The sequence below is a fragment of the Candidatus Berkelbacteria bacterium genome, from assembly GCA_016432625.1.
GTDB lineage: Bacteria > Patescibacteriota > UBA1384 > 2-12-FULL-50-11 > 2-12-FULL-50-11.
In genome coordinates, this window is record CP066697.1 from 214698 (window position 1) to 233960 (window position 19263).

Annotated in this window: 23 protein-coding genes and 4 tRNA genes; 12 read left to right on the top strand and 15 right to left on the bottom strand. The window is 48.2% G+C overall.

Annotation, left to right across the window (positions count from 1 at the left end):
- Positions 1 to 295: 295 nt before the first annotated feature.
- Both HY845_01265 and typA read left to right on the top strand, forming a co-directional pair.
- Positions 296 to 1387, top strand: a complete 1092-nt coding sequence (locus tag HY845_01265; protein QQG51952.1) for a DEAD/DEAH box helicase — start codon at positions 296 to 298, stop codon at positions 1385 to 1387.
- Positions 1387 to 3204 carry a translational GTPase TypA gene (gene typA, locus HY845_01270; protein ID QQG51953.1) on the top strand — a complete coding sequence of 606 codons (1818 nt, stop codon included), beginning with the start codon at positions 1387 to 1389 and terminating at the stop codon, positions 3202 to 3204. The genes HY845_01265 and typA overlap by 1 nt, the downstream gene beginning before the upstream one ends.
- A gap of 32 nt (positions 3205 to 3236) precedes the next feature.
- Here typA and HY845_01275 read toward each other — a convergent pair whose 3' ends face one another.
- The 4 genes from HY845_01275 to HY845_01290 all read right to left on the bottom strand — a co-directional run bounded on the left by HY845_01275 (position 3237) and on the right by HY845_01290 (position 7289).
- On the bottom strand, positions 3237 to 5468 hold the full coding sequence (locus tag HY845_01275) for a copper-translocating P-type ATPase (protein ID QQG51954.1): 2232 nt from the start codon (positions 5466 to 5468) through the stop codon (positions 3237 to 3239).
- 105 nt (positions 5469 to 5573) lie between these two features.
- On the bottom strand, positions 5574 to 5795 hold the full coding sequence (locus tag HY845_01280; GenBank protein QQG51955.1) for a heavy-metal-associated domain-containing protein: 222 nt from the start codon (positions 5793 to 5795) through the stop codon (positions 5574 to 5576).
- Between the two features lie 10 nt (positions 5796 to 5805).
- Positions 5806 to 6963, bottom strand: a complete 1158-nt coding sequence (locus HY845_01285) for a sulfite exporter TauE/SafE family protein (protein ID QQG51956.1) — start codon at positions 6961 to 6963, stop codon at positions 5806 to 5808.
- A complete protein-coding gene (locus HY845_01290; GenBank protein QQG51957.1) occupies positions 6963 to 7289 on the bottom strand; it encodes a winged helix-turn-helix transcriptional regulator in 327 nt (108 codons plus the stop codon). The genes HY845_01285 and HY845_01290 overlap by 1 nt, the downstream gene beginning before the upstream one ends.
- 145 nt (positions 7290 to 7434) lie before the next feature.
- Here HY845_01290 and HY845_01295 point away from each other — a divergent pair, with 145 nt between their 5' ends.
- Complete coding sequence (locus HY845_01295; protein ID QQG51958.1) at positions 7435 to 7962, top strand: hypothetical protein; 528 nt, start codon at positions 7435 to 7437, stop codon at positions 7960 to 7962.
- A 21-nt stretch (positions 7963 to 7983) separates the two neighbouring features.
- Here the strand turns inward: HY845_01295 and HY845_01300 are convergent, their stop codons facing one another.
- The 4 genes from HY845_01300 to HY845_01315 form a co-directional block, all read right to left on the bottom strand.
- Positions 7984 to 8547, bottom strand: coding sequence for a C39 family peptidase (locus HY845_01300; protein ID QQG51959.1), 564 nt, complete (start codon positions 8545 to 8547; stop codon positions 7984 to 7986).
- Positions 8548 to 8554: 7 nt separating this feature from the next.
- A tRNA-His gene (locus HY845_01305) sits at positions 8555 to 8625 on the bottom strand.
- Between the two features lie 69 nt (positions 8626 to 8694).
- Positions 8695 to 8767, bottom strand: a tRNA-Arg gene (locus HY845_01310).
- Between the two features lie 180 nt (positions 8768 to 8947).
- Complete coding sequence (locus HY845_01315; GenBank protein QQG51960.1) at positions 8948 to 9370, bottom strand: pyridoxamine 5'-phosphate oxidase family protein; 423 nt, start codon at positions 9368 to 9370, stop codon at positions 8948 to 8950.
- A 61-nt stretch (positions 9371 to 9431) separates the two neighbouring features.
- On the opposite strand from HY845_01315, the gene HY845_01320 reads away from it, so the two are divergent.
- A tRNA-Arg gene (locus tag HY845_01320) sits at positions 9432 to 9508 on the top strand.
- Positions 9509 to 9545: 37 nt separating this feature from the next.
- Here HY845_01320 and HY845_01325 read toward each other — a convergent pair.
- Together HY845_01325 and HY845_01330 are read right to left on the bottom strand one after the other, a co-directional pair.
- The gene (locus HY845_01325; protein ID QQG51961.1) at positions 9546 to 10247 is read right to left on the bottom strand and encodes an ABC transporter ATP-binding protein; all 702 of its coding nucleotides are present in this window, start codon (positions 10245 to 10247) and stop codon (positions 9546 to 9548) included.
- Between the two features lie 2 nt (positions 10248 to 10249).
- Positions 10250 to 11347, bottom strand: a complete 1098-nt coding sequence (locus tag HY845_01330) for an ABC transporter permease (GenBank protein ID QQG51962.1) — start codon at positions 11345 to 11347, stop codon at positions 10250 to 10252.
- A gap of 189 nt (positions 11348 to 11536) precedes the next feature.
- On the opposite strand from HY845_01330, the gene HY845_01335 reads away from it, so the two are divergent.
- The gene (locus tag HY845_01335) at positions 11537 to 12412 is read left to right on the top strand and encodes a hypothetical protein (GenBank protein QQG51963.1); all 876 of its coding nucleotides are present in this window, start codon (positions 11537 to 11539) and stop codon (positions 12410 to 12412) included.
- Positions 12402 to 12995, top strand: a complete 594-nt coding sequence (locus HY845_01340; protein QQG51964.1) for a redoxin domain-containing protein — start codon at positions 12402 to 12404, stop codon at positions 12993 to 12995. The genes HY845_01335 and HY845_01340 overlap by 11 nt, the downstream gene beginning before the upstream one ends.
- A gap of 74 nt (positions 12996 to 13069) precedes the next feature.
- Here HY845_01340 and HY845_01345 read toward each other — a convergent pair whose 3' ends face one another.
- The gene (locus HY845_01345) at positions 13070 to 14242 is read right to left on the bottom strand and encodes a CHAP domain-containing protein (protein QQG51965.1); all 1173 of its coding nucleotides are present in this window, start codon (positions 14240 to 14242) and stop codon (positions 13070 to 13072) included.
- Positions 14242 to 14502, bottom strand: coding sequence for a metal-sensitive transcriptional regulator (locus HY845_01350; GenBank protein QQG51966.1), 261 nt, complete (start codon positions 14500 to 14502; stop codon positions 14242 to 14244). Before HY845_01350 ends, HY845_01345 begins: the two co-directional genes overlap by 1 nt.
- Positions 14503 to 14584: 82 nt before the next feature.
- Here HY845_01350 and HY845_01355 point away from each other — a divergent pair, with 82 nt between their 5' ends.
- The 6 genes from HY845_01355 (at position 14585) to HY845_01380 (ending at position 17706) form a co-directional block, all read left to right on the top strand.
- Positions 14585 to 14725 (top strand): hypothetical protein, encoded by a 141-nt coding sequence (locus tag HY845_01355; protein QQG52161.1) that lies wholly within the window; start codon positions 14585 to 14587, stop codon positions 14723 to 14725.
- Between the two features lie 62 nt (positions 14726 to 14787).
- Entirely contained in the window at positions 14788 to 15336 is a 549-nt protein-coding gene (locus tag HY845_01360; protein QQG51967.1) for a hypothetical protein, read from the top strand.
- Between the two features lie 21 nt (positions 15337 to 15357).
- Positions 15358 to 15834, top strand: coding sequence for a thioredoxin family protein (locus HY845_01365; GenBank protein QQG51968.1), 477 nt, complete (start codon positions 15358 to 15360; stop codon positions 15832 to 15834).
- A 2-nt stretch (positions 15835 to 15836) separates the two neighbouring features.
- A complete protein-coding gene (locus HY845_01370; GenBank protein QQG51969.1) occupies positions 15837 to 16559 on the top strand; it encodes a sulfite exporter TauE/SafE family protein in 723 nt (240 codons plus the stop codon).
- Between the two features lie 170 nt (positions 16560 to 16729).
- Positions 16730 to 17377 (top strand): hypothetical protein, encoded by a 648-nt coding sequence (locus tag HY845_01375; GenBank protein ID QQG51970.1) that lies wholly within the window; start codon positions 16730 to 16732, stop codon positions 17375 to 17377.
- A 74-nt stretch (positions 17378 to 17451) separates the two neighbouring features.
- On the top strand, positions 17452 to 17706 hold the full coding sequence (locus HY845_01380) for a hypothetical protein (GenBank protein QQG51971.1): 255 nt from the start codon (positions 17452 to 17454) through the stop codon (positions 17704 to 17706).
- Here the strand turns inward: HY845_01380 and HY845_01385 are convergent.
- From HY845_01385 to HY845_01395, 3 genes are all read right to left on the bottom strand, one after another.
- Complete coding sequence (locus HY845_01385; protein ID QQG52148.1) at positions 17703 to 18311, bottom strand: VTT domain-containing protein; 609 nt, start codon at positions 18309 to 18311, stop codon at positions 17703 to 17705. The two genes, HY845_01380 and HY845_01385, sit on opposite strands and share 4 nt — an antisense overlap.
- Position 18312: 1 nt before the next feature.
- Positions 18313 to 18384, bottom strand: a tRNA-Lys gene (locus tag HY845_01390).
- A 94-nt stretch (positions 18385 to 18478) separates the two neighbouring features.
- Entirely contained in the window at positions 18479 to 19153 is a 675-nt protein-coding gene (locus HY845_01395) for an rRNA pseudouridine synthase (protein ID QQG51972.1), read from the bottom strand.
- Positions 19154 to 19263 lie beyond the last annotated feature (110 nt).

Sequence of the window (19263 nt, forward strand, 5' to 3'; positions counted from 1 at the left end):
TTTTTGTAAGCAGCATAATTCGGGTACTAAAGATGGACTTTTGGGAAGCTTCGTGCTACGATTGCATAACTTTATGTGATTCCTGGCCACAATTCAGGACTAAGTAAAGCAAATATTGCTTTCGGATTGTTGCCCCACAAATAATAGGCGGCACTACTGTCTGGGAGCCCAAACAGTAGAAAGGCTGTAATTATAAATGAATAGTCATATTAAAAACCGCAGTCGCGGTTTCAATCGCTTGCGAAGTTTCGGTGGTCGTACGCGACCTGCGAAAACTTCTCGAGTCAACTCGTCAATGTACATCAACAAGGCTGTTGATGTACCGGACCAAGTAAATGAACCAATCGTCCATCGCTTTGAGGACTTCCAGTTAGCGGAACGGATCGTTGAACGCGTTAAAGCACGCGGTTTCACGACGCCGACGCCGATCCAGGACAAAACCATCCCGCTGATTTGTAGCGGTCGCGATGTTATCGGTGTAGCCGCAACTGGCACGGGCAAAACGGCAGCATTTTTACTGCCTCTAATTAATAAGTTTCTAAAAGATCCAACGCAAAAATCGTTGATTATTGTCCCAACTCGCGAACTGGCGGTTCAAATTAATGAAGAACTACGGATCTTTACGGAAGGGATGAGGATATTTTCAGCCCTCTGTGTTGGCGGCCAAGGATACGGTAACCAACTAAGGGCCTTGCGCAACCAGCCGCAATTTATTATCGGTACGCCAGGACGCCTTAAGGACCACTTCCAGAGTCGAGCCATGCGTTTGGACAACGTTGCCAACTTAGTACTCGACGAAGCTGATCGAATGGTTGAGATGGGTTTCATTAAAGACGTTAGAACACTAATTGCGGCTCTTCCAAAAGCTCGTCAATCACTTTTCTTTTCCGCCACAATAACTTCAGAAGTTCAGCGGCTTATTCAGGAGTTCACTAATAACCCGGAGTCAGTTTCGGTTAAGAAGCGAGAAACCAGCCAAAACGTTGACCAGGACATAATTCACTTTACCGACCCGCTGCATCGTATGACGTTACTACACGATTTACTAACAAAAGAGGAATGCACGAAAGTACTGGTCTTTGGTCGTACTAAGCACGGTGTGGAGAAATTGAGTCAAGCGTTAGTTGAGCGCGGTTTCAGCGCTGTTTCAATTCACGGCAACAAGAACCAAGCTCAACGACAACGAGCTCTTGATGAATTCAAGGGCAATAAGTTTCAAGTCCTTGTGGCAACTGACGTCGCTGCCCGTGGATTAGATATTCCAGATGTCTCGCATGTAATAAATTTTGATGCGCCTGAAAGCTACTCCGACTATATCCACCGCATCGGCCGAACCGGCCGAGCTGATAAGACGGGCAAGGCGTTTACTTTCGTCGGACTAGTCTAATGAGCATCCGTAACGTCGCTATTATCGCTCACGTTGACCACGGCAAAACCACTCTTGTGGACGGCTTGCTTAAGCAGTCTAAAGTTTTTCGCGACAACGAGGCGGTGATGCAGGAACACCTGATCATGGACTCCAACGATCAGGAGCGTGAACGCGGGATTACGATTATGGCTAAAAACACGGCTGTTACTTATAACGGCGTAAAGATTAATATAATCGACACTCCAGGACACGCCGATTTCGGCGGTGAAGTTGAGCGTACGCTCAACATGACCGATAGCGCGCTGCTTATTATTGATGCTAAAGAAGGGCCAATGCCGCAGACTAAGTTCGTTTTGAAAAAAGCCTTAGAACTTGGCCTACGGCCGATCGTTATTATTAACAAAATAGACAAGCCAGATTCTCAAATTGAGAAAGTAATCCGTGAAACTTCCGATTTATTTTTAGATTTAGCAACTGACGAATCTCAGCTCGAATTTCCGATTTTTTACGCGATTGGCCGCGAGGGCAAGGCGTGGTCCTACCAGCCTTCCACTAAAGAAGCCAACGAGGATGCCGATTTGACACCGATTTTTGACGCCATTATTAATCACGCCCCCGCACCAAAAAAGGCTAACGCCGAGCCATTTCAAATGCTAGTTTCATCGCTCGACTGGGATCGTTTTCATGGTAAATACGCGATCGGTAAAGTCAGTTGCGGTGTCGCACGGCCTGGGCTAAGCGTAAGCATTGGGGCCGAGGGCGATTGGCGCGAAACCGTTAAAATTGACCAAGTGTTCGTTAGTCATGGCTTGAAACGACTTAAAGTTGATCAGGCCGAATCTGGCGAAATTGTTGCCCTAACGGGCTTAAATAATTGCCGCATTGGCGATACGATTGCCGATGCCGCCTCGCCAGTCGCGCTACCAAGTATGACTATCGCCGAACCGACGTTGAAAATGTCAGTTTCCGCCAATACCTCACCATTCGTTGGCAAAGAAGGCACGCAGCTCACTAGTCAGAAAATCTATGAGCGAATTATCAAAGAGCTCGAGGTCAATGTTTCTCTAAAAATGGAACCAGGTGAGAATAATGAATATATTCTATCGGGCCGAGGCGAGCTTCATCTCTCAGTATTCATCGAGACACTTCGTCGCGAAGGCTTTGAATTACAAATCGGCAAGCCGCAAGTTATTACCAAAATTGTTGATGGGAAGGTTTATGAACCAATCGAAGAGCTAACCGTAGACGTTGCGAGTGAGTACGCTAGCGCCGTCACAGGTGAGGTTGGGCGGCGAAAGGGAATGCTGCTTAGCCAGAATGAGAATGAAGACCGGACAACCAGACTGATTTTTGAAATTCCAACCCGTGGCTTGCTTGGCTTGCGCAATGTCTTATTGACGCTCTCACGTGGCACGGCGGTGATGAACTCGCTATTTTTACACTCCGAGCCGATTGGCAGTGCCATTTCTAAAATGCGTAACGGCGTCCTGATCGCTTCGGAAGCTGGCACGGCGGTTTCTTACGGACTGAATAACGCTCAGCAACGCGGCACCACCTTCATCAATCCACAGACTCCGGTCTATGAGGGAATGATCATCGGCCTAAACTCTCGCGAAACCGATCTGGAAATTAACGTCACCAAAGAAAAGAAGCAAACAAACGTTCGCTCAAGCGGCAACGACGACGCCATCACCTTGACCCCGCCAACGCTAATGAGCCTCGAGCAGTGCATCGACTTTTTAGAAGATGACGAACTCTTGGAAGCAACGCCAAAATCGTTACGATTACGCAAGAAAATCTTAAACGGCTCGTTGCGCGCAAAATCGAAGAAGTGATTCTCTCTGGGTGGCACCGTCAGAGCTTTGTGTTAAATTTTAGCCCGTTTGAGCAACAGCGAGTTTAAAACTACCGAAATTGAGCTAGCGGCCATAGCCGCGGACGCAAAGATTGGGCTTAGCAAAATTCCCCAAATCGGGAATAAGACGCCGGCCGCAACCGGAATAAGCAGGATATTATAGCCGAATGCCCAGACCAGATTCATCCTGATTGTCCCCATAGTCTTGCGGCTTAGGCGAATTGCGGCCGCGATACTACGTAGGTCCTTATTAATGAGCGTGATGTCGGCCGCTTCAATAGCAACATCGGTCCCTGAGCCCATGGCGATGCCGTTGTCGGCAGCAGCTAGGGCTGGTGCGTCGTTGATGCCGTCGCCGACCATGGCGACATGCAAGCCTTTTTGTTGTAGTTTGCGTACCTCGAGCTCTTTGTCTTGCGGCAATACTTCCGCTAAAACATTTTGCGCTTCAACGCCAGCCTCTCGGCCTATTGCCTCAGCAACCCGTCGGTTGTCCCCGGTAATCATGTAAACTTGCAGTCCTAGCTCCCGCAGCTCTTTAATGGCGGCTGGTGAGGTTGGTCGAAGAGTATCGGCAACAGCCACAATTCCAGCTGCTTGAGAGTCGATGCCAACTAACATAGCGGTTTTGCCTTCATTCTCGAGTTGTTCCAAGGCCGTTTCTTGATCATTAGTCAGAGCTACTTTTTCTTGCGCGAAAAGTTTACGGTTGCCGACAACTACGGTCTTTTTCCCAACTTTGCCGCGAACGCCATGGCCAGAGATTGCCTCAAAATCGCTCACCTTTTCCAATAAAAGGTTTTTATCTTTAGCCGCTTTGACGATGGCCGTTGCTAAAGAGTGTTCAGACAACGCTTCAACGGCAGCTGTGAGAGCAAGCAGCTCATTCTCCTCACGATTCCACGCCACCACCTCCGTCAGGATTGGTTCACCATTGGTGAGTGTCCCGGTCTTATCAAAAACGATAGCGGTGACTTTATGGGCGGTCTCCAACGCCTCGGCGTTTTTAATAAGAATGCCGCGCTCGGCACCCCGACCAGTACCGACCATGATAGCCGTCGGCGTTGCTAGCCCCATGGCGCACGGACAGGCGATAATTAACACCGTAACCATGCTGAGTAAGGCGTAAGTCATTGCCGGGTCGGGACCAACAACATACCAAACCACAAAAGTTGCGATCGCTACCATAATTACTATCGGCACGAAGTAGGAGGAGATGGTATCAACCAACCGCTGGATCGGTGCCTTTGAGCCCTGAGCTTCTTCAACAAGTTTGATGATCTGTGCCAGCATTGTTTCGCTCCCAACTTTCTCGGCTACGAAAGTAAAGCTGCCAGTTTTATTGATTGTGGCGCCAATCACAGTGTCTCCGGCTTTTTTTGTCGCTGGTATGGATTCCCCGGTTACCATCGATTCGTCGATGCTTGAGGTGCCTTCTATTATTTTTCCGTCAACGGGCACCTTTTCGCCAGGGCGAACGATAATTTTGTCACCATGGACAACCTGGTCGATCGGTAGGTCGATTCCCTTGCCGTCGCGAATCACCCGGGCAGTTTTAGCTTGCAGGTTCATTAGTTTTTTTATCGCCTGGCTAGTTCGTTTCTTGGCGACAGCTTCTAGATAGCGTCCAAGCAAGATGAGCGTAATAACGATGACCGAGACGTCGAAATACGGCGCGATTTCCACCCCCAGCAACGACAAAGCGCCCGGGAAGAAAGTGATAAACGCAGAATAAATATAGGCGACAGTGGTTCCAAGCGCGATCAAAGTATCCATGTTGGCGCTACGGTGGACTAAGGCGGTTATAGTGCTCTTATAAAACTGCCATCCGGCCCAAAACTGAATTGGGGTAGCTAGTAATAGTTGAAAGTAAAAGTTTTTAACAATCTCCGGAGCAGTTTCCATCACCCCGGGTACGCTTCCCCACATAACGACTAATCCAACTAAAAATCCGGCAATGATTTTTGGCTTCAAAATTTTAAGTTCACGCTCCCGCATCATTTCCTGGTGGTCGTGCTGCTCGCTGCCGGCAGGGACTGCCTTATAGCCGACCCTATTTACCGCAGCTTCTAAGTCGTGACGCGTTGCATGTTTGTGATCGTAAGCAACGGTTGCTTTCCCCGTCACTAAGTTAACATTAGCTTCGTGGACGCCCGGAACCTTAGTGAGGGAGCGCTCGATTGTCCGGACGCAGCTAGCGCAGTGCATTCCCTCGATGTTGATGGTTTCTTTTTGATGGTTCATCAGTGGTGATGCTCCTCATTTTTACTGCGATCGGCTTTGCCTAAGAAAAACCAATAAGTCAGGATTATTAGGATAATTCCGGCTACGATGACGATAAGTTTGTCGCTAGTCATGACTTACCTCGGCTTTGTAACCGCTCGTTTCTTCTATCGCTTTGATTACGTCTTCGACGCCCAATTTATTCTCGTCGAATACAATTTCGGCGGACTTTTTACCTAAGTTAACCTCAACGCTGTTAATTGCGTCGTAATCCTCCTCCAAAGTTTCTAGCAGCATAACGCAGCTGGCACAGTGGACATCTGGTATATAGAATCTTTGTTTTGTCATCGTTGCCTCCTCATTCAAACAATATTTGTCCGGTGTACATACCCATTGAGCAGCTGAAACGCAGCCGACCCTTATCTTGGGCGGGGATATTTATTGTCTCACGGCCAGTTTCCGGTAGAACCTTTTGGATCTTCAAGCTTGGAATTACAAAGGCCCTGCTACAACTGAAGGTGTCTTTGGTCACTAACGTCAGCCTTGTCGGTACGCCTGCTTTGGCTTTCAAGATGTTTGGCTCGTAACCATCTTCCTGAACGCTAATTGTTAACTTCTGTTCACTCTGGGCTGCGTCATTCACTTGCTCATTAGCTTTAGTTTGTTGGGCAATTTCGGTTGAGCCAATTGTATCGACCGGCGTATCGAGCCACTGTTTATAGGCGGCATACGAGACTGGTGAGCCAACGAGATTAAGACCACTTTCAAGCGAATAGAGGCTGAAGATCAACACCAACACCGCTACTATTCTTACGAAGTATTTATTCAGGCTTTCGCCAAGACGAGTCGTGAAATAGGCAAGGATAAAGAACAGGGGAGAAGCGCCGAGCGTAAACGAGAATAGTATCAACGCTCCTGCAACGGGGCTACCCGTACCGAGCGCTAAGGCCATCATCGCCTGAGTAATACCGCACGGGATTAGTACCGTCAGAGCACCTAAAAAGATTGGTGTAGCGTAATCTTCTTTGGCATTTTTACTAAAACGGCGGATAAAGCGGCGAATAAACTTTGGTGGTTGAATCTGGAAATAATTAAAGAACGGATGAACATTTAACAGCCGCAAGGCTGTTCCAAGCATAAAAATAGTAATAGCGAGCATTAGAACTCCGCGCATAACGGGCGTCAGTTGAAGCATTGTGCCGAGCCACCCTAAGCCAAGCCCTAATAATGTATAAGCAACAATTTTAGCGGCTAAGAATAGAACGATCGATAGAGTGATATCGCTGCGAAAACTTCTTGGCGCTCGCGGCTGTTCCTGATGATGCTCGTAGAAGTTAATTAAGTCGTGTTTTGACATATGGGCCGGGTCAACTCGGTTCTCTTTAGGCTTATTTGGCTTAAACTCATCTTCGGCTTGTTTAGCGATCACATTAGCCAATAGCCCACCTTGAACGGCTAAACAACTAAGGCCGCCTGTAGTAAGGCCAGTCAAAAATATCACCCACAAATTTGGCATTATTTACTCACCCCTAATTCGTTCAGGAGGCTCTTGGTGAACTCGTTACTTTGCATGGTGTAGTAAACAGTTTGAGCATCCTTACTGGAACTTAGAATGTCTGCTTTCTTTAGCTTCTTTAACTGCCGGGATGCGGCTGAAATAGAAATACTGACGAGCTCTGCAATTTGGCCGACGGACAATTCCGGATAGTGTCGAAAGAGATAGCAAATCTTCATAGCCGTGGGGTCGCCAATAGTCCCGTGACGCCGCGCACACGCCTTAACGGCTTCACTGTCGGTAATCTCCCTCTTGATGTTGGCCAAGTTCTTACTGGCACGCATCATGAATTGATTCTAATTAATGAGTAAGCATGTATTTGCATGTATACGCAAATACTAACCTTGCCTGTAATTGCGTGTCAAGGAAACTACGTTACTGCCAGGAATTGACTTTGACTATGGTTCTTGATTAAATACGCCAATCGGAGGTGTGCGCTTGCAGCACTTTAAGAACATCGGGGCAGGACTGCTGATTTTAGCCGTCTTCTTCGCCCTTATCGTCGTCATGAAGCCGGCGGCGCGGGCAAAACGTCCGAACAACTCCTCGGGAGAGCCGGAGCTACTCGTTCTCGACACCAAGGAAACGCCGGAGGTGAGCTACCTACCAACGGGCACGATCGAAGTTCGTTTCGACAAGCCGTTGACGATCAGTTCGGATTTCCTGGTGGGAATTGGCCAAACGAAGTCAGTTCGGGACATGGAGCTTAACAAGTCGACCGTAACGGTTCACGCCGAAGGGTCGAGTGTGAAGCTCAAGCAAAAGGGTGCCTACTTCGTTATGATCTTCACTCGCAACCTTGAAGGCAAACCCGACACCGGGACTGCTGTCCGTGTAATGATCATCATCGGCCCTTGGCCTCACCCGGTTAACCGCAAGTTACTTCGCCCTGTTCCTGATTGGATCCGTCTCAGCAAAGCCCCACATCGGGGCTTTTCTTTTGGAGGTGGTTTGTTCTGAGCTTGTCGAAGAGCGGCGAACTTACTTCCAGACTAATATCGCTCTCCCTGTATAGCAGTCGTTGAACTTATCGTACGGGACTAAACCAGCTTTCCAATTCTGCTCAGCAACTTTAGAAGTGTGGTTAACGTAAAATCCTTCATCGTCGTATCCAACCACTACTGCTAAATGGCCACCGAACCTTTTCCAGAAAAGTATTTTTTCTATTAACAACTTGTTGTTCTTGAACGCCCACTTGATTGAAACGATTGGAAGCTTCTTTTCTTCAAGCGCTTTTTGCAATTCTTTAGTTGAAAGTGTTTTTCGCTCAGCGTGGAGACCCAATTTTTCAACCAGGCGAACTAAGCCCTCATGTTTCCATCCGTACTCCTCTGAGTAGCCGCCGAGTTCTTGGCCTTGTTTTATTAGGCTCGACGTAGAATATTTTGTTTCGTTAAGAAACGAAGCAATCTCATTTACACAAAGGATCCCGCAGCACGAACGCTCCCAGTATTCCGCATCATCTCGCGAACTAAATCCTAGCTTTTTCCATTCGTCCAAATTCCAATTTTGTGAATAAAGCGGAATTTCGTACAGAACTTTCATTTTTTTGGGTGGCTAACGGGAATTGAACCCATATCAAGGGGACCACAACCCCACGTGTTACCATTACACCATAGCCACCATGCTTTTAAGCTGGTGGTTATGCCCGAACGGGATATAGCCACCATGCTGCGTTATTATATAACGCCGCGCGCCCGGAGGGATTCGAACCCCCGACCCTCTGGTCCGAAGCCAGATACTCTATCCACTGAGCTACGGGCGCAAATCAACGAGCACAAACAAATGTACAGCGGCCGGAGCTAAGTGGAACGACACTCGGAGTATCCACTGAGCTACGGGCGCTTGTCGTCCAATTTTCCCATAAATTGCCCTACTAATCTAGGAGATTAGGCCAAGTATCTAGATTTCGACTGCGAGCGATTGCGAGAAGTGAATTTCGTTTTTAGAATTCAATTTTTTGTTTTTTCCAGCCGAATAGCGGCTCGTAGATGATGTCGATGAATTTCGGTGAAAGTTTGTACCATTTGTGATTATCATCAATGTGATCGTCAGGTAAGTGGTATTTTGCTAGATAATTCTTAGCTAGTTGTTCGTCTTGATTGACTACCGTGACTGTCCCGGCAATCTGTAAGCCAGCTGCTTTGTGATCGGGCGTATCAACCATGATTGCCGCTGCCGCTTGCGGCGCTAGGTCAACGGCCCTCGAGTGTCGTACTACCGGCATTGAGAGCCAATAGATATTCATCGCCTCGTCATGAATGTAAATGAGCGGGCTGACCCAAACGCCACCGTCGTCGTTTGTGCCGAGATGGATCAAGCGGCCTTGTTCTAATAATTGCTGAGCTAGCTTCTTTAAATCTTCCATAGATTCAATAATACTCCCACGCCTGGAGGGCGGGAAGTATCCAGAGTAGAATTACGTCGTTGCCCTCGTAGCTCAGTGGATTAGAGCGTTGGTTTCCGGTACCAAAGGCCACAGGTTCAAGTCCTGTCGAGGGCGCCAGTAGGGGGCGATACCACTTTAATTTTTCGCACAGCTACTAGTGATTATGGTGTGGGCAGAATTTAGCGTGATCGCCGATCGCTTCGTTAGTTAGTTTACCGTCCTCGATTGTTACTACCCTGGTGGCGATATCCCGAAGGCGTTGGTCGTGGCTGACGATCACGACCGACTTATGTTCCTGACAGGCTATTTCACACAGTAATAACATAACTGAATGGCCATTTTTCGAGTCGAGGTTAGCGGTCGGCTCATCGGCAAGAATGATTGGCGGATTGTTTATTAGCGATCGAGCGACGGCGACTCGTTGGCGTTCGCCACCCGAGAGTTCTTTAGGCTTGGCGTGAAGACGATTTTGCAAGCCCAGCCTGTTCAATAACTCTAAGGCGCGCTTGGTGTTGCGGTTTTTGCCAAACCCGGCAATGACGACGTTTTCAAAGGCGGTTAGATTGTCGAGTAAGTTAAAAGACTGAAAAATAAAGCCGATCTTTCCTCTGCGCAACATCGTCAGTTGTCCTTGGCTTAACTTTGAGATTGGTTGATCGGCAATAAATATCTCACCGGCTGAGGGACTAAGTAGCCCGCCCAACATCGTCAGCAGCGTTGTCTTACCGCTGCCTGACGGCCCGATAATCAAGACAATTTCACCCGGTTCGATACTAATACTAACGCTCTCGACGGCTTTCACCTCGGTGTGTTGCCGGGGATTAAACGTTTTAGATAATTCGGTGGCTTTGATCATCGTTAGGCTTTAAAGACTGAGGCGGGGTTAATCACCAGTAACCGCTTCAGTGGCATAAACGAGGCGATAATAGCCATCCCGACCACGGCGGCAAATACTAAAATGACCTGTCCGCCACTAACTTCGTACAAAAATCCGCTAGCAATATTAGTGGCGGCGATCGCAAAAAGTGGCGCTAGTATCGCTCCCACAACAAAACCAATCGCTCCGGCTGTAACTGATTGAATCAGTCCGATGCCGTATATTTGGGCGCCAGTGTAGCCGAGGGCTTTTAGGACCCCATACTCCCGACTTTTCTCGATGGTAGCGGTAAAGATAGTTAAGCCGATGACTGCTATGCCAATTAGAACAGCGATAATTAGCAGAACCTTAATGATGGGTAGGAATGTTTCAGTGAGAATAGATTTGTTGTTTTCCAGAAACTCAGTCTTCGTCATAACTTTGTAGTCGGGAAATTGCTTGGCGATATCAATCGTGGCCTGGTCGGGATCGGGTGTCTGTACGAGGTAGTAATTTACTAGCCCATCTAGATCAAGGATGTTTTTAACGTCCGCCCGGTTAACCAGAGCGAAGGTGTAGGCGAGAATGTTACCGCCGCTAATAATCCCCGATACTTTGACTGTGGTTTTGGCCACTTCAAAAGTGTCACCGATTTTAAGTCCGGTTTGACGGGCTAATACTTGATCGATAGCGATCTCGCCTAGTGCCGGGTCGTCTGTGCCTTCGACAAGCTCGTAACTCTTTATGAAGCGATCCTCGTCAACACCAACAACGAAAATATGAACGTCTTGGCCGTCAATTGTTGTCCCAACCTGGCGGCCGACAAATGTTGATACCCGAGTAACAGACCCTAGCTTAGAAACGTCTTCCGATCGGACCGCTTGGATAATTGAGATGCTATGGCTGAGATCACCACTGCCGGCCTGACCGACCCAGAGGTCGGCGGGGATATTGCCCGTGAACCTTGTCATTTGTTTTTCCCAACCGCTATATAACCCGAGTAGTATCAAGATCAGAATCACCGAGAAGGTGACGCCACCTATAGTGATCAACAGCCGGCCTCTTTCGCCGAAAAGGTTCCTTAGCGCGATGAGAAACATATGTTTACAGTAGTCCCCGAATAGTTATTTGACAATCCCCCCAGGGGGGACTAGACTCGGGTTGATGGAAATTTGCGACTGCCCAACAGTTTCGCAGGTTAGGACATACAGAGTCCTTGTTGGGCTGGCTATAATAGGATCCCTTCTGTCGTACCTCGGTAGTCAGGTCGCCGTATTATTGCTGGCGCAATGACCCTGACTTTGTTTATCTTTTCGCTAACGAGTGCGTTTCTAAGTGGCTTATTGGCATTATTTGCCCCTTGCTGTATCACGTTTCTATTACCTTCCTACTTTGCTTCCGTTTTCCAGAGAAAGAGCAATATCATCTTTATGACCTTAATATTTTTCTTAGGGTTAACGACAATCCTTCTGCCGATTAGCCTAGGTGCAGCTTGGCTTTCTGGTCTATTCACTGGTTATCACACTGCCATTTTTATCGTAGGTGGGTTACTTTTGATCGCCTATGGAATAATGTCCTTCTTCGGTAAGACGGTAATGATTCCACTTCATTACACTCCAGATTTGAAGCGATCCAGAGGTGTTTTCGGAACGTATCTTCTGGGTATATTCTCGGGCATAGCCAGCTCCTGCTGCGCGCCAGTTTTGGCTGGTTTGCTTACCCTGTCGGCCTTATCGGCCACGCTACCGGTCGCTACACTAATCGGCCTCACTTACGTCTTAGGAATGACATTGCCGTTATTTATCCTGTCGCTCGTTTGGGATGCGAAAAAGATTGGGCAATCGAAATTTTTCAGGGGACGTCCAATCCGCTTCCAGCTTGGCGGTTGGCGGCATGTTGTTCATTCAACCCACCTATTGGTTAGCATTCTTTTTATCGCTATTGGCGGCTTCATTCTCTACAGCGCAGCAAACGGCGAATCGGCGGTTGCTGCGCCCTGGCAGATAAGACTTAATGCTAACTTCCAGGGGGCAATTCAAGACTTTGCCAACTTTGCCGCACGTTACCCGCTCCTTAGCTTGACGGCCTTTATATTGCTTATTACCGGCTGGGTGTTGTTAGTGCGAAAAGCCACAACGGCGTCAAAGGAGAAAAATGAAGCATAGCGGAAAGAGTAGCGATCTCTTGTTTACTATTGGTGTAATCGTGGCGGTGGGCATCGTCTTGACGGGGATCGTTATCTTTTCTAACGGCAGACCTTCTACCCCCCTTGCGAAGACTGGTTCGCTTAAGATAGGCGATTCGGCTCCAAGCTTTGAACTTGCTTCGGCAACGGGTGGAAAGGTCACCTTGAATCAGTATGACGGCAAACCGGTGCTGTTGTACTTTAACGAAGGTGTTGGATGCCAGCCGTGCTGGAAACAGATTATCGACCTTGAAAACAATGAGAGCTTTAGCTCCCTCAAGATTCCAATGGTGGCAATTGCACCTAACGACCCGAGCGATTGGAGTCCGGTAGTCTCAAATAACCCTATGCAAACGCCGATCTTGGCCGACATTGAGAATGCCGTTTCAAAGTCCTATGGCATGTTGACCATGAAGTCGTCTATGCACAAGGGCGTCAACCCAGGCCACACCTTTATCCTGCTTGATGCAGAGCATAAGGTAACCTGGATCGGCGACTACCCGGGAATGAACATGACCGCTTCTGAAATAGTAACTGTCATTAAGGACAAGATACGAGGTTGACGGTTTGGGGGCGACGGCTAATTTTAGTCAATGAATTAGTGTGACTCTGTTTAGGAGGAGGTAGCGCACTTCCACTACGGGTAAATATATGTTGGAGTGCCGTAAAGCAACGCGTTAACATTGCGCCTTTCGCCATATCCACGTGGTACTAGCCAGTTGTATTCCGAAACGTTAATTGTTCCGTCGCTATTAACTTTCTCTACCCAGGCTGTATGGCCGTAAGGGCGGTTCTCGCCAATTGGCCAGGAAACCACTGCCCCAACCCTGGGCGTTGAAGATGTTTTATAACCTTGGTCACGAGCGAGCGCTGGCCAGTTCCAACCACTGCCGGACCCAGGTCGCGTGTTCATAAACGGCTGACCGTAGGTAACAAGCCACTTCCAGGCAGTATATGAAACGCATTGCCTTTTAATGAATAGCCACGGGTCAGCCGCCGCAGGGTTTGGTTCATCCGCGTACGGATAGGCGCTCGTCGCGCCCTGATTTATATTTTCCGAACCAGCCTGTCGTCGCCGAGCTTCATAAATGGACTGGCTTAGCGTTTCGTGTTCAGTGGCTAATTTTTTCAATGAGTCTTCGTAGCGGTCTTGCTGCTCTTGGTTCAGGTTCAGCAGCAAACTTTGCTGTTGTTGCTGACTCGCTAATACGGCTTTATCATTTGATAATAGGCTCTCGACTTCTTCCAGCTGTTGTTGAAGAGCTACCTGCGAAGCTTTTTTGGCTAGTAGTTCCTGTTTAAGAGCACTTAACTTTTGTCCATCCTGCATTAATTGCTGCTGTATAGATTCTAGATAGTTTATGCGCGTCGTGTATTCACCTATGCTTTCAGACGTCAACATAATCACTTTCGAGGTCGTCAGGGTCTCGTAAAGTAATATGTAAAGACGCCGAGTAGAGCCGTCGAGTTTGGCAATATCTTTCTCGGTTTTCTCGACCTCTCCGTCGATCCTTTCTATCTCTAATTTGGCAATATTAAGTGTTCTCCTAGTCGTATCGAGTCGTCCTTGAGTGGAGGCGATGTCCTGCGTGAGCGCGTTTAGCGTCTGCTGCAACGTAAGTTCGACCTTCCGGCTCTGGTTAAGCCTTTGTTGGTTCTGCTGCTGTTGTTTCTCTACTTCTCTTTGTCGTTTCAAGAGCTCGTTTAATGAAACAGCTTGGGCAGATAGTGGAGCAGATAGTAAGGTGATTACTAACGCCAGAAAACCAACCGACTTAACAAATATTCGCTTCCCCCTCCTTGGAGGCATTAGTTTTGAGAAAGGTGGTAGAGGTGTGATAGCTCATTAATAGCCTTGCTGTCCTCACCACTGACAAACTGATCTTTCACGCAGGTAGCCAGATGTTTCTTAAGCAACTCCTGGTTCAAGCTTTTAAGACTCTTCTGGATCGCTAGGCTTTGTGTCATAAGTTCGATGCAGTACCGGTCTTCCGCTACCATCTTCTGCAGTTTCAGGATATGCCCCTGAATAATTTTTATTCGATGTCTAATTCGTTCGTCTTGTGTCATGAGTATATTTATAATCCCCCTATAGGGGATAGTCAATTCCTTTTTGTTGTGAGACTATGAGTTCAATAAGAAAGGGGCTTAGATGATGGGAATGAACGCGGATATGATGAGCGGCGGGCTGGGGGGCGGCATGATGGTATTTGGGTGGCTTCTTTACCTACTGTTCGTTGTGGCTCTTGTTTTGTCGGCAATTGCGCTAGGCAAGTACATCGGCAAGAATTAGGGCAGCAAGGGGCCGTGGTTTCCCGGTAGGGGCAAGAGAGCCTCGCGTGTTAAAGTGAGTATATGCATCATCGGTGGAGATATCCGAACATCACCCTACTATTTATCAGCTTGGCCGTGACGGTTTTTCTGCTCAATAACGGCTGGTTGGGGCATCTGAAAGATGGTTTTGAATCTATAGGCTATCTCGGCGTTTTTGTTGCTGGGTTCTTATTTGTCTCTACATTCACAATCGCGCCAGCGGCCGCTATTCTCTTTGAATTTGCGCAAAACCTCGAGCCAATATTCGTGGCTCTTATTGGTGGCGTTGGCGCGGCGATAGGCGATTACCTCGCCTACAGATTCATTAGAGACCGACTGTTTGCCGAGCTTAACCCTCTTCTCAAAGCCCTTCATTTATATCGGCGGATCGACATCCTTCATACGAAGTATTTTGCTTGGTTGGCGCCGGTAATCGGCGCAGCGATAGTCGCCTCACCGTTACCTGACGAGATTGGTCTTAGCTTGCTTGGTTTGAAAAAGATCGCTTTCAGCCGCTTTATCGCCTTGGCCTTCCTGCTCAACGCTTTAGGGATATATGTCATTGCGATTGCTGCTAATTCAGCCCCCTGAACTTCGTGGTAGGATGTAACCATGAAAATACTTGGGCAGGTCATTGTTGTCTTGTTGGTTGTCGGGGGAATAGTTATTTACAGCAATCGCTCTGGTGATAGCGGAGCTTCTCCAGGTCCGCAAACACAGTCCGAATCTTCGACGGCAGATCCGTCGCTCGGCGGGTCAACTGACCCTTCTGTAGCTAAAACTCCCGGCGCGTACGTCGATTACTCGGACTCGGTCATCGCAAGCACCAGTGGAACCAAGATACTTTTCTTTCATGCTCCTTGGTGTCCGCAATGCCGGACACTAGACGCTGATATTAGAAAGAGTAACGTTCCGGCGGGAGTGACAATAATTAAAACGGACTACGATACTAACCAGGCGCTTCGGCAAAAATACGGCGTGACGATCCAAACGACCTTAGTTAGGGTTGACGACGCCGGTAACCTGGTCAAGAAATATGTCGCTTACGATGAACCCACCTTTGCCGCCGTCAGTAGTAACCTGCTTTAGAAATGGTGTTACTTTATGCCTCGTTTGTCGCTGGTTTCCTTACCGTCTTGGCGCCGTGCATCTTGCCGGTTTTGCCGGTGGTTTTAGCCGGATCGGTAACAGAAAGCCGACGCACGAAACGTATTGTAACGATTATTTTTGGCTTGACGATTTCAGTTGTTGTTTTCTCGTTACTCTTGAAAGCGACAACTAGCCTGCTCGGAATTCCACAAATTGTTTGGCAGCTAATTTCTGGCGGGATACTAATTCTCTTCGGAGTGGTCAGTCTCTATCCAGGGCTTTGGGAAAAAGTCTCGGCACCGCTCGGCGCTAAGGCGGGTGAGTCGTTGCAGACCAGTAGAACCAAATCTGGTCTTTGGGGGGATTTATTCCTTGGAGCAGCGCTGGGGCCGGTCTTCAACAGCTGTAGCCCGACATACGCCTTAATAGTCGCGGCGATTTTGCCTGTTTCGTTCGGGCGTGGACTTACTTATTTGGTATCTTACGCGATCGGTCTGGCCGTGGCGCTACTTTTAATCGCCTTCCTTGGCCGGGCACTAGTTAGCAAACTTGGCTGGGCTGCCAACCCAACAGGCTGGTTTCATAAAGTAATTGGCGTGTTACTAATAGTGATTGGGCTGGCTGTCATCTTTGGCGCCGACAAGAAGTTTCAAACCTATGTGCTTGATCGGGGCTACTATCAACCGATAATAAACTTAGAAGAACAACTTCGTTTACCGAAGTAATTCATTCTCTAAACTACCCCATCAAGCTTGGTCGTCTGAACGCTTACCTCAGTTATTTAAGATAACTATGTGTGCCCGAAATAAAGCACACTTAGGGCGATACTTGAAAAGTTAGTAGATCTAACGCACTCTGGGGCTACGGTTTTGTACCGAAGGAGGCTCACGTGTATGTGAATCAAAGCGAGCGACGCATCATGATGCTTTGCGAGCAGCATGACATCATTTCGCGTGGCCACTTCAAGATTAAGGGGTTCCACAGCGACATTTTCATTGATCTTGAACGAGCGTTGTCACTTGCGCCCGTTCGCGACGAGTTCTGCGAAGCGATCACCCAAAACTGCTTGGATCGCAGCACCGACAACAGCGGTAGGCACGATACCAGTATCGATATCGTCATTGGTATCGGCAGGCGTGGGCTGACTATCGCCGATGCTGTCGCCAACCAGCTTAGGGCGTTGACGCATCGCCAGGTAATATCGCTTGAGGCGATAAAAGAAGACGGGATGGTTGCGTTGCCGATTAGCGGACGACGACTGATTCGTGGTCGGAACGTGTTGACAGTGATGGATATCGTCCGAACGGGGAGCACTGCTGCGAAGGCGGCCGATTTGATTACGTCGAACGGTGGCAATAACTGTGGTTTGTCAGCCTTTTTCCGCCGAGGGGAATTGGCGGATTACGACGGCCACGGACGGCGGCCGTTCGTCATTTGCAACCCGAGCTTCGAGCTCTGGACGACCGCATGTCCCAAGTGTCAACAAGGAATTCCTTTGGACCCAATACCTAGATCTCGTGAGCAACTTGCTCTCGAGTTCTGAAACTGGCCCGCGCGCAAAAACGCGCGGGCCAAATCTTATAAACACAGACAATGCCCTTCTGGTACTATTAAGTTATGGCGCTCGACAAAACCGAAAAAGAGGGAATGGAGAATCTAGACCGGTTGGTTCGAGCGATCGATAAAGCCTATCACCACCCTGGCCCGCTCGTCTGGCGGGGTTTTATGATTGGTCTTGCGTCGGGATTAGGCGCGACAATCGGCGTTGCCGTGGTGCTAGCGATACTAGGTTTCTTGGTTAGAGAACTCGGCGGCCTGCCTTTTATCGGTGAGTGGATTCAAGGCGTTGGTAACACTATTAATCGTTACTAACGTTTCTGGTGAGCTCTCAAGAGAGAAAGAGCGCCTGGTAGTACTGAAAGTAAGATAACGATAATTATGAACGGCAGAATATATTTGTCGACGTTTGGTATAAGTCCGCCAATGTAATACGCCGACAAACCTAGGCCGAAAACCCAGAGCAACGCACCGATAATATTGTAGGAGAAAAATGTTGTGTAGTTCATGTTACCGACACCGGCGAGAATTGGGGCAACGGTTCGTACCATCGGCACGAATCTGGCAAGCACGATTGTCATCGGTCCGTATCGCGCATAGAATTTCTCGCTGCGTTCGATGTGTTTTCGGTCAAAGAGGAGAGACTTCTCTTTGTTAAATAATTGACGACCGTAGCGGCTACCAAGATAGTAGCCAAGATTATTACCGATAACAGCGGCTAGAAACATCAGTAACAAGAGAACCCAGATATTAAAAATACCTTGAGATGCAAGCAGGGCGGCAGCGATAATAAAACTATCGCCGGGAAGAAAGAATATTATGCTCGATTCAGCAAAAATGATTCCGAAAGCCAATAAGTACGCGACAACTGTCCCGGTGGTCGTAAATAGTGCCTTGACGTCGAAACCTAAAATATCCATGTGGGCCATGCTGGAATCGAACCAGCGACACACGGATTAAGAGTCCGTTGTTCTACCGCTGAACTAATGGCCCGGTGAGCTAAATTATATCTTATAACCGAGAAGCAAAATAGATTCCGGGTGGATGTTCTTTACCTTGAGAAGAAGCCCGGGGAGCTTCTTAAAGCCTAAATCTGTTTGTATTCGCCCGGCTTTAAGTCGCCCAGTTCGTACTGTCCGACCCTAATTCTGGTTAAATTGACCACTTCGATTCCGACGGCTGCACAAATTCGGCGCACCAGGTGATTACGGCCTTCGTGGATTGTAACCAAAAAACTTAAAGTATCCTTCTTCATCTTAATTAACTTCAGCTCATCGAGGGTGACCGGGCCGTCCTTGAGGATAATCTTGTCTTGCTCGAGCTCGGTCAGTGCCGCTTTTGGTGTTTTAGTCGTGCCCTCAACGATATACTCCTTCTGGTGTTCAAACTTTGGGTGAGTCAGCTGGTAGCACAAATTGCCATCGTTTGTCAGGATAACGAGCCCCATAGTATCGTAGTCCAGCCGTCCGCATGGGAAGACCCGCGGGGTGTTTGGAACAAAATCCAAGACGGTTTTACGTCCTTCTGGGTCGTCGGCAGTTGTTACTACGCCCTTAGGTTTATTAAAAAGGTAGATGACTTTCTTTGCAGAGGATTCAAGTCTCTGACCGTCGAGCGTAACCTTGTCTTTGTCTGGGTCTACCTTGGTGCCAAGCTCGCGAACTGTCTTGCCGTTGATCTGCACTTTACCGGCGGTTATGAGCTCATCTGCACCCCTTCGAGAACTGACGCCGCAGGAAGCTAGGAATTTATTTAATCTCATTTGTGTGATCGATTTATTTTTATTAAATGACACCAGCTAGAATCTGTTTGGAAAGCCGGTGGCTTATTGAGTCGCATGCGTGACAAAAGGATACCTTAAAAACCCACCAA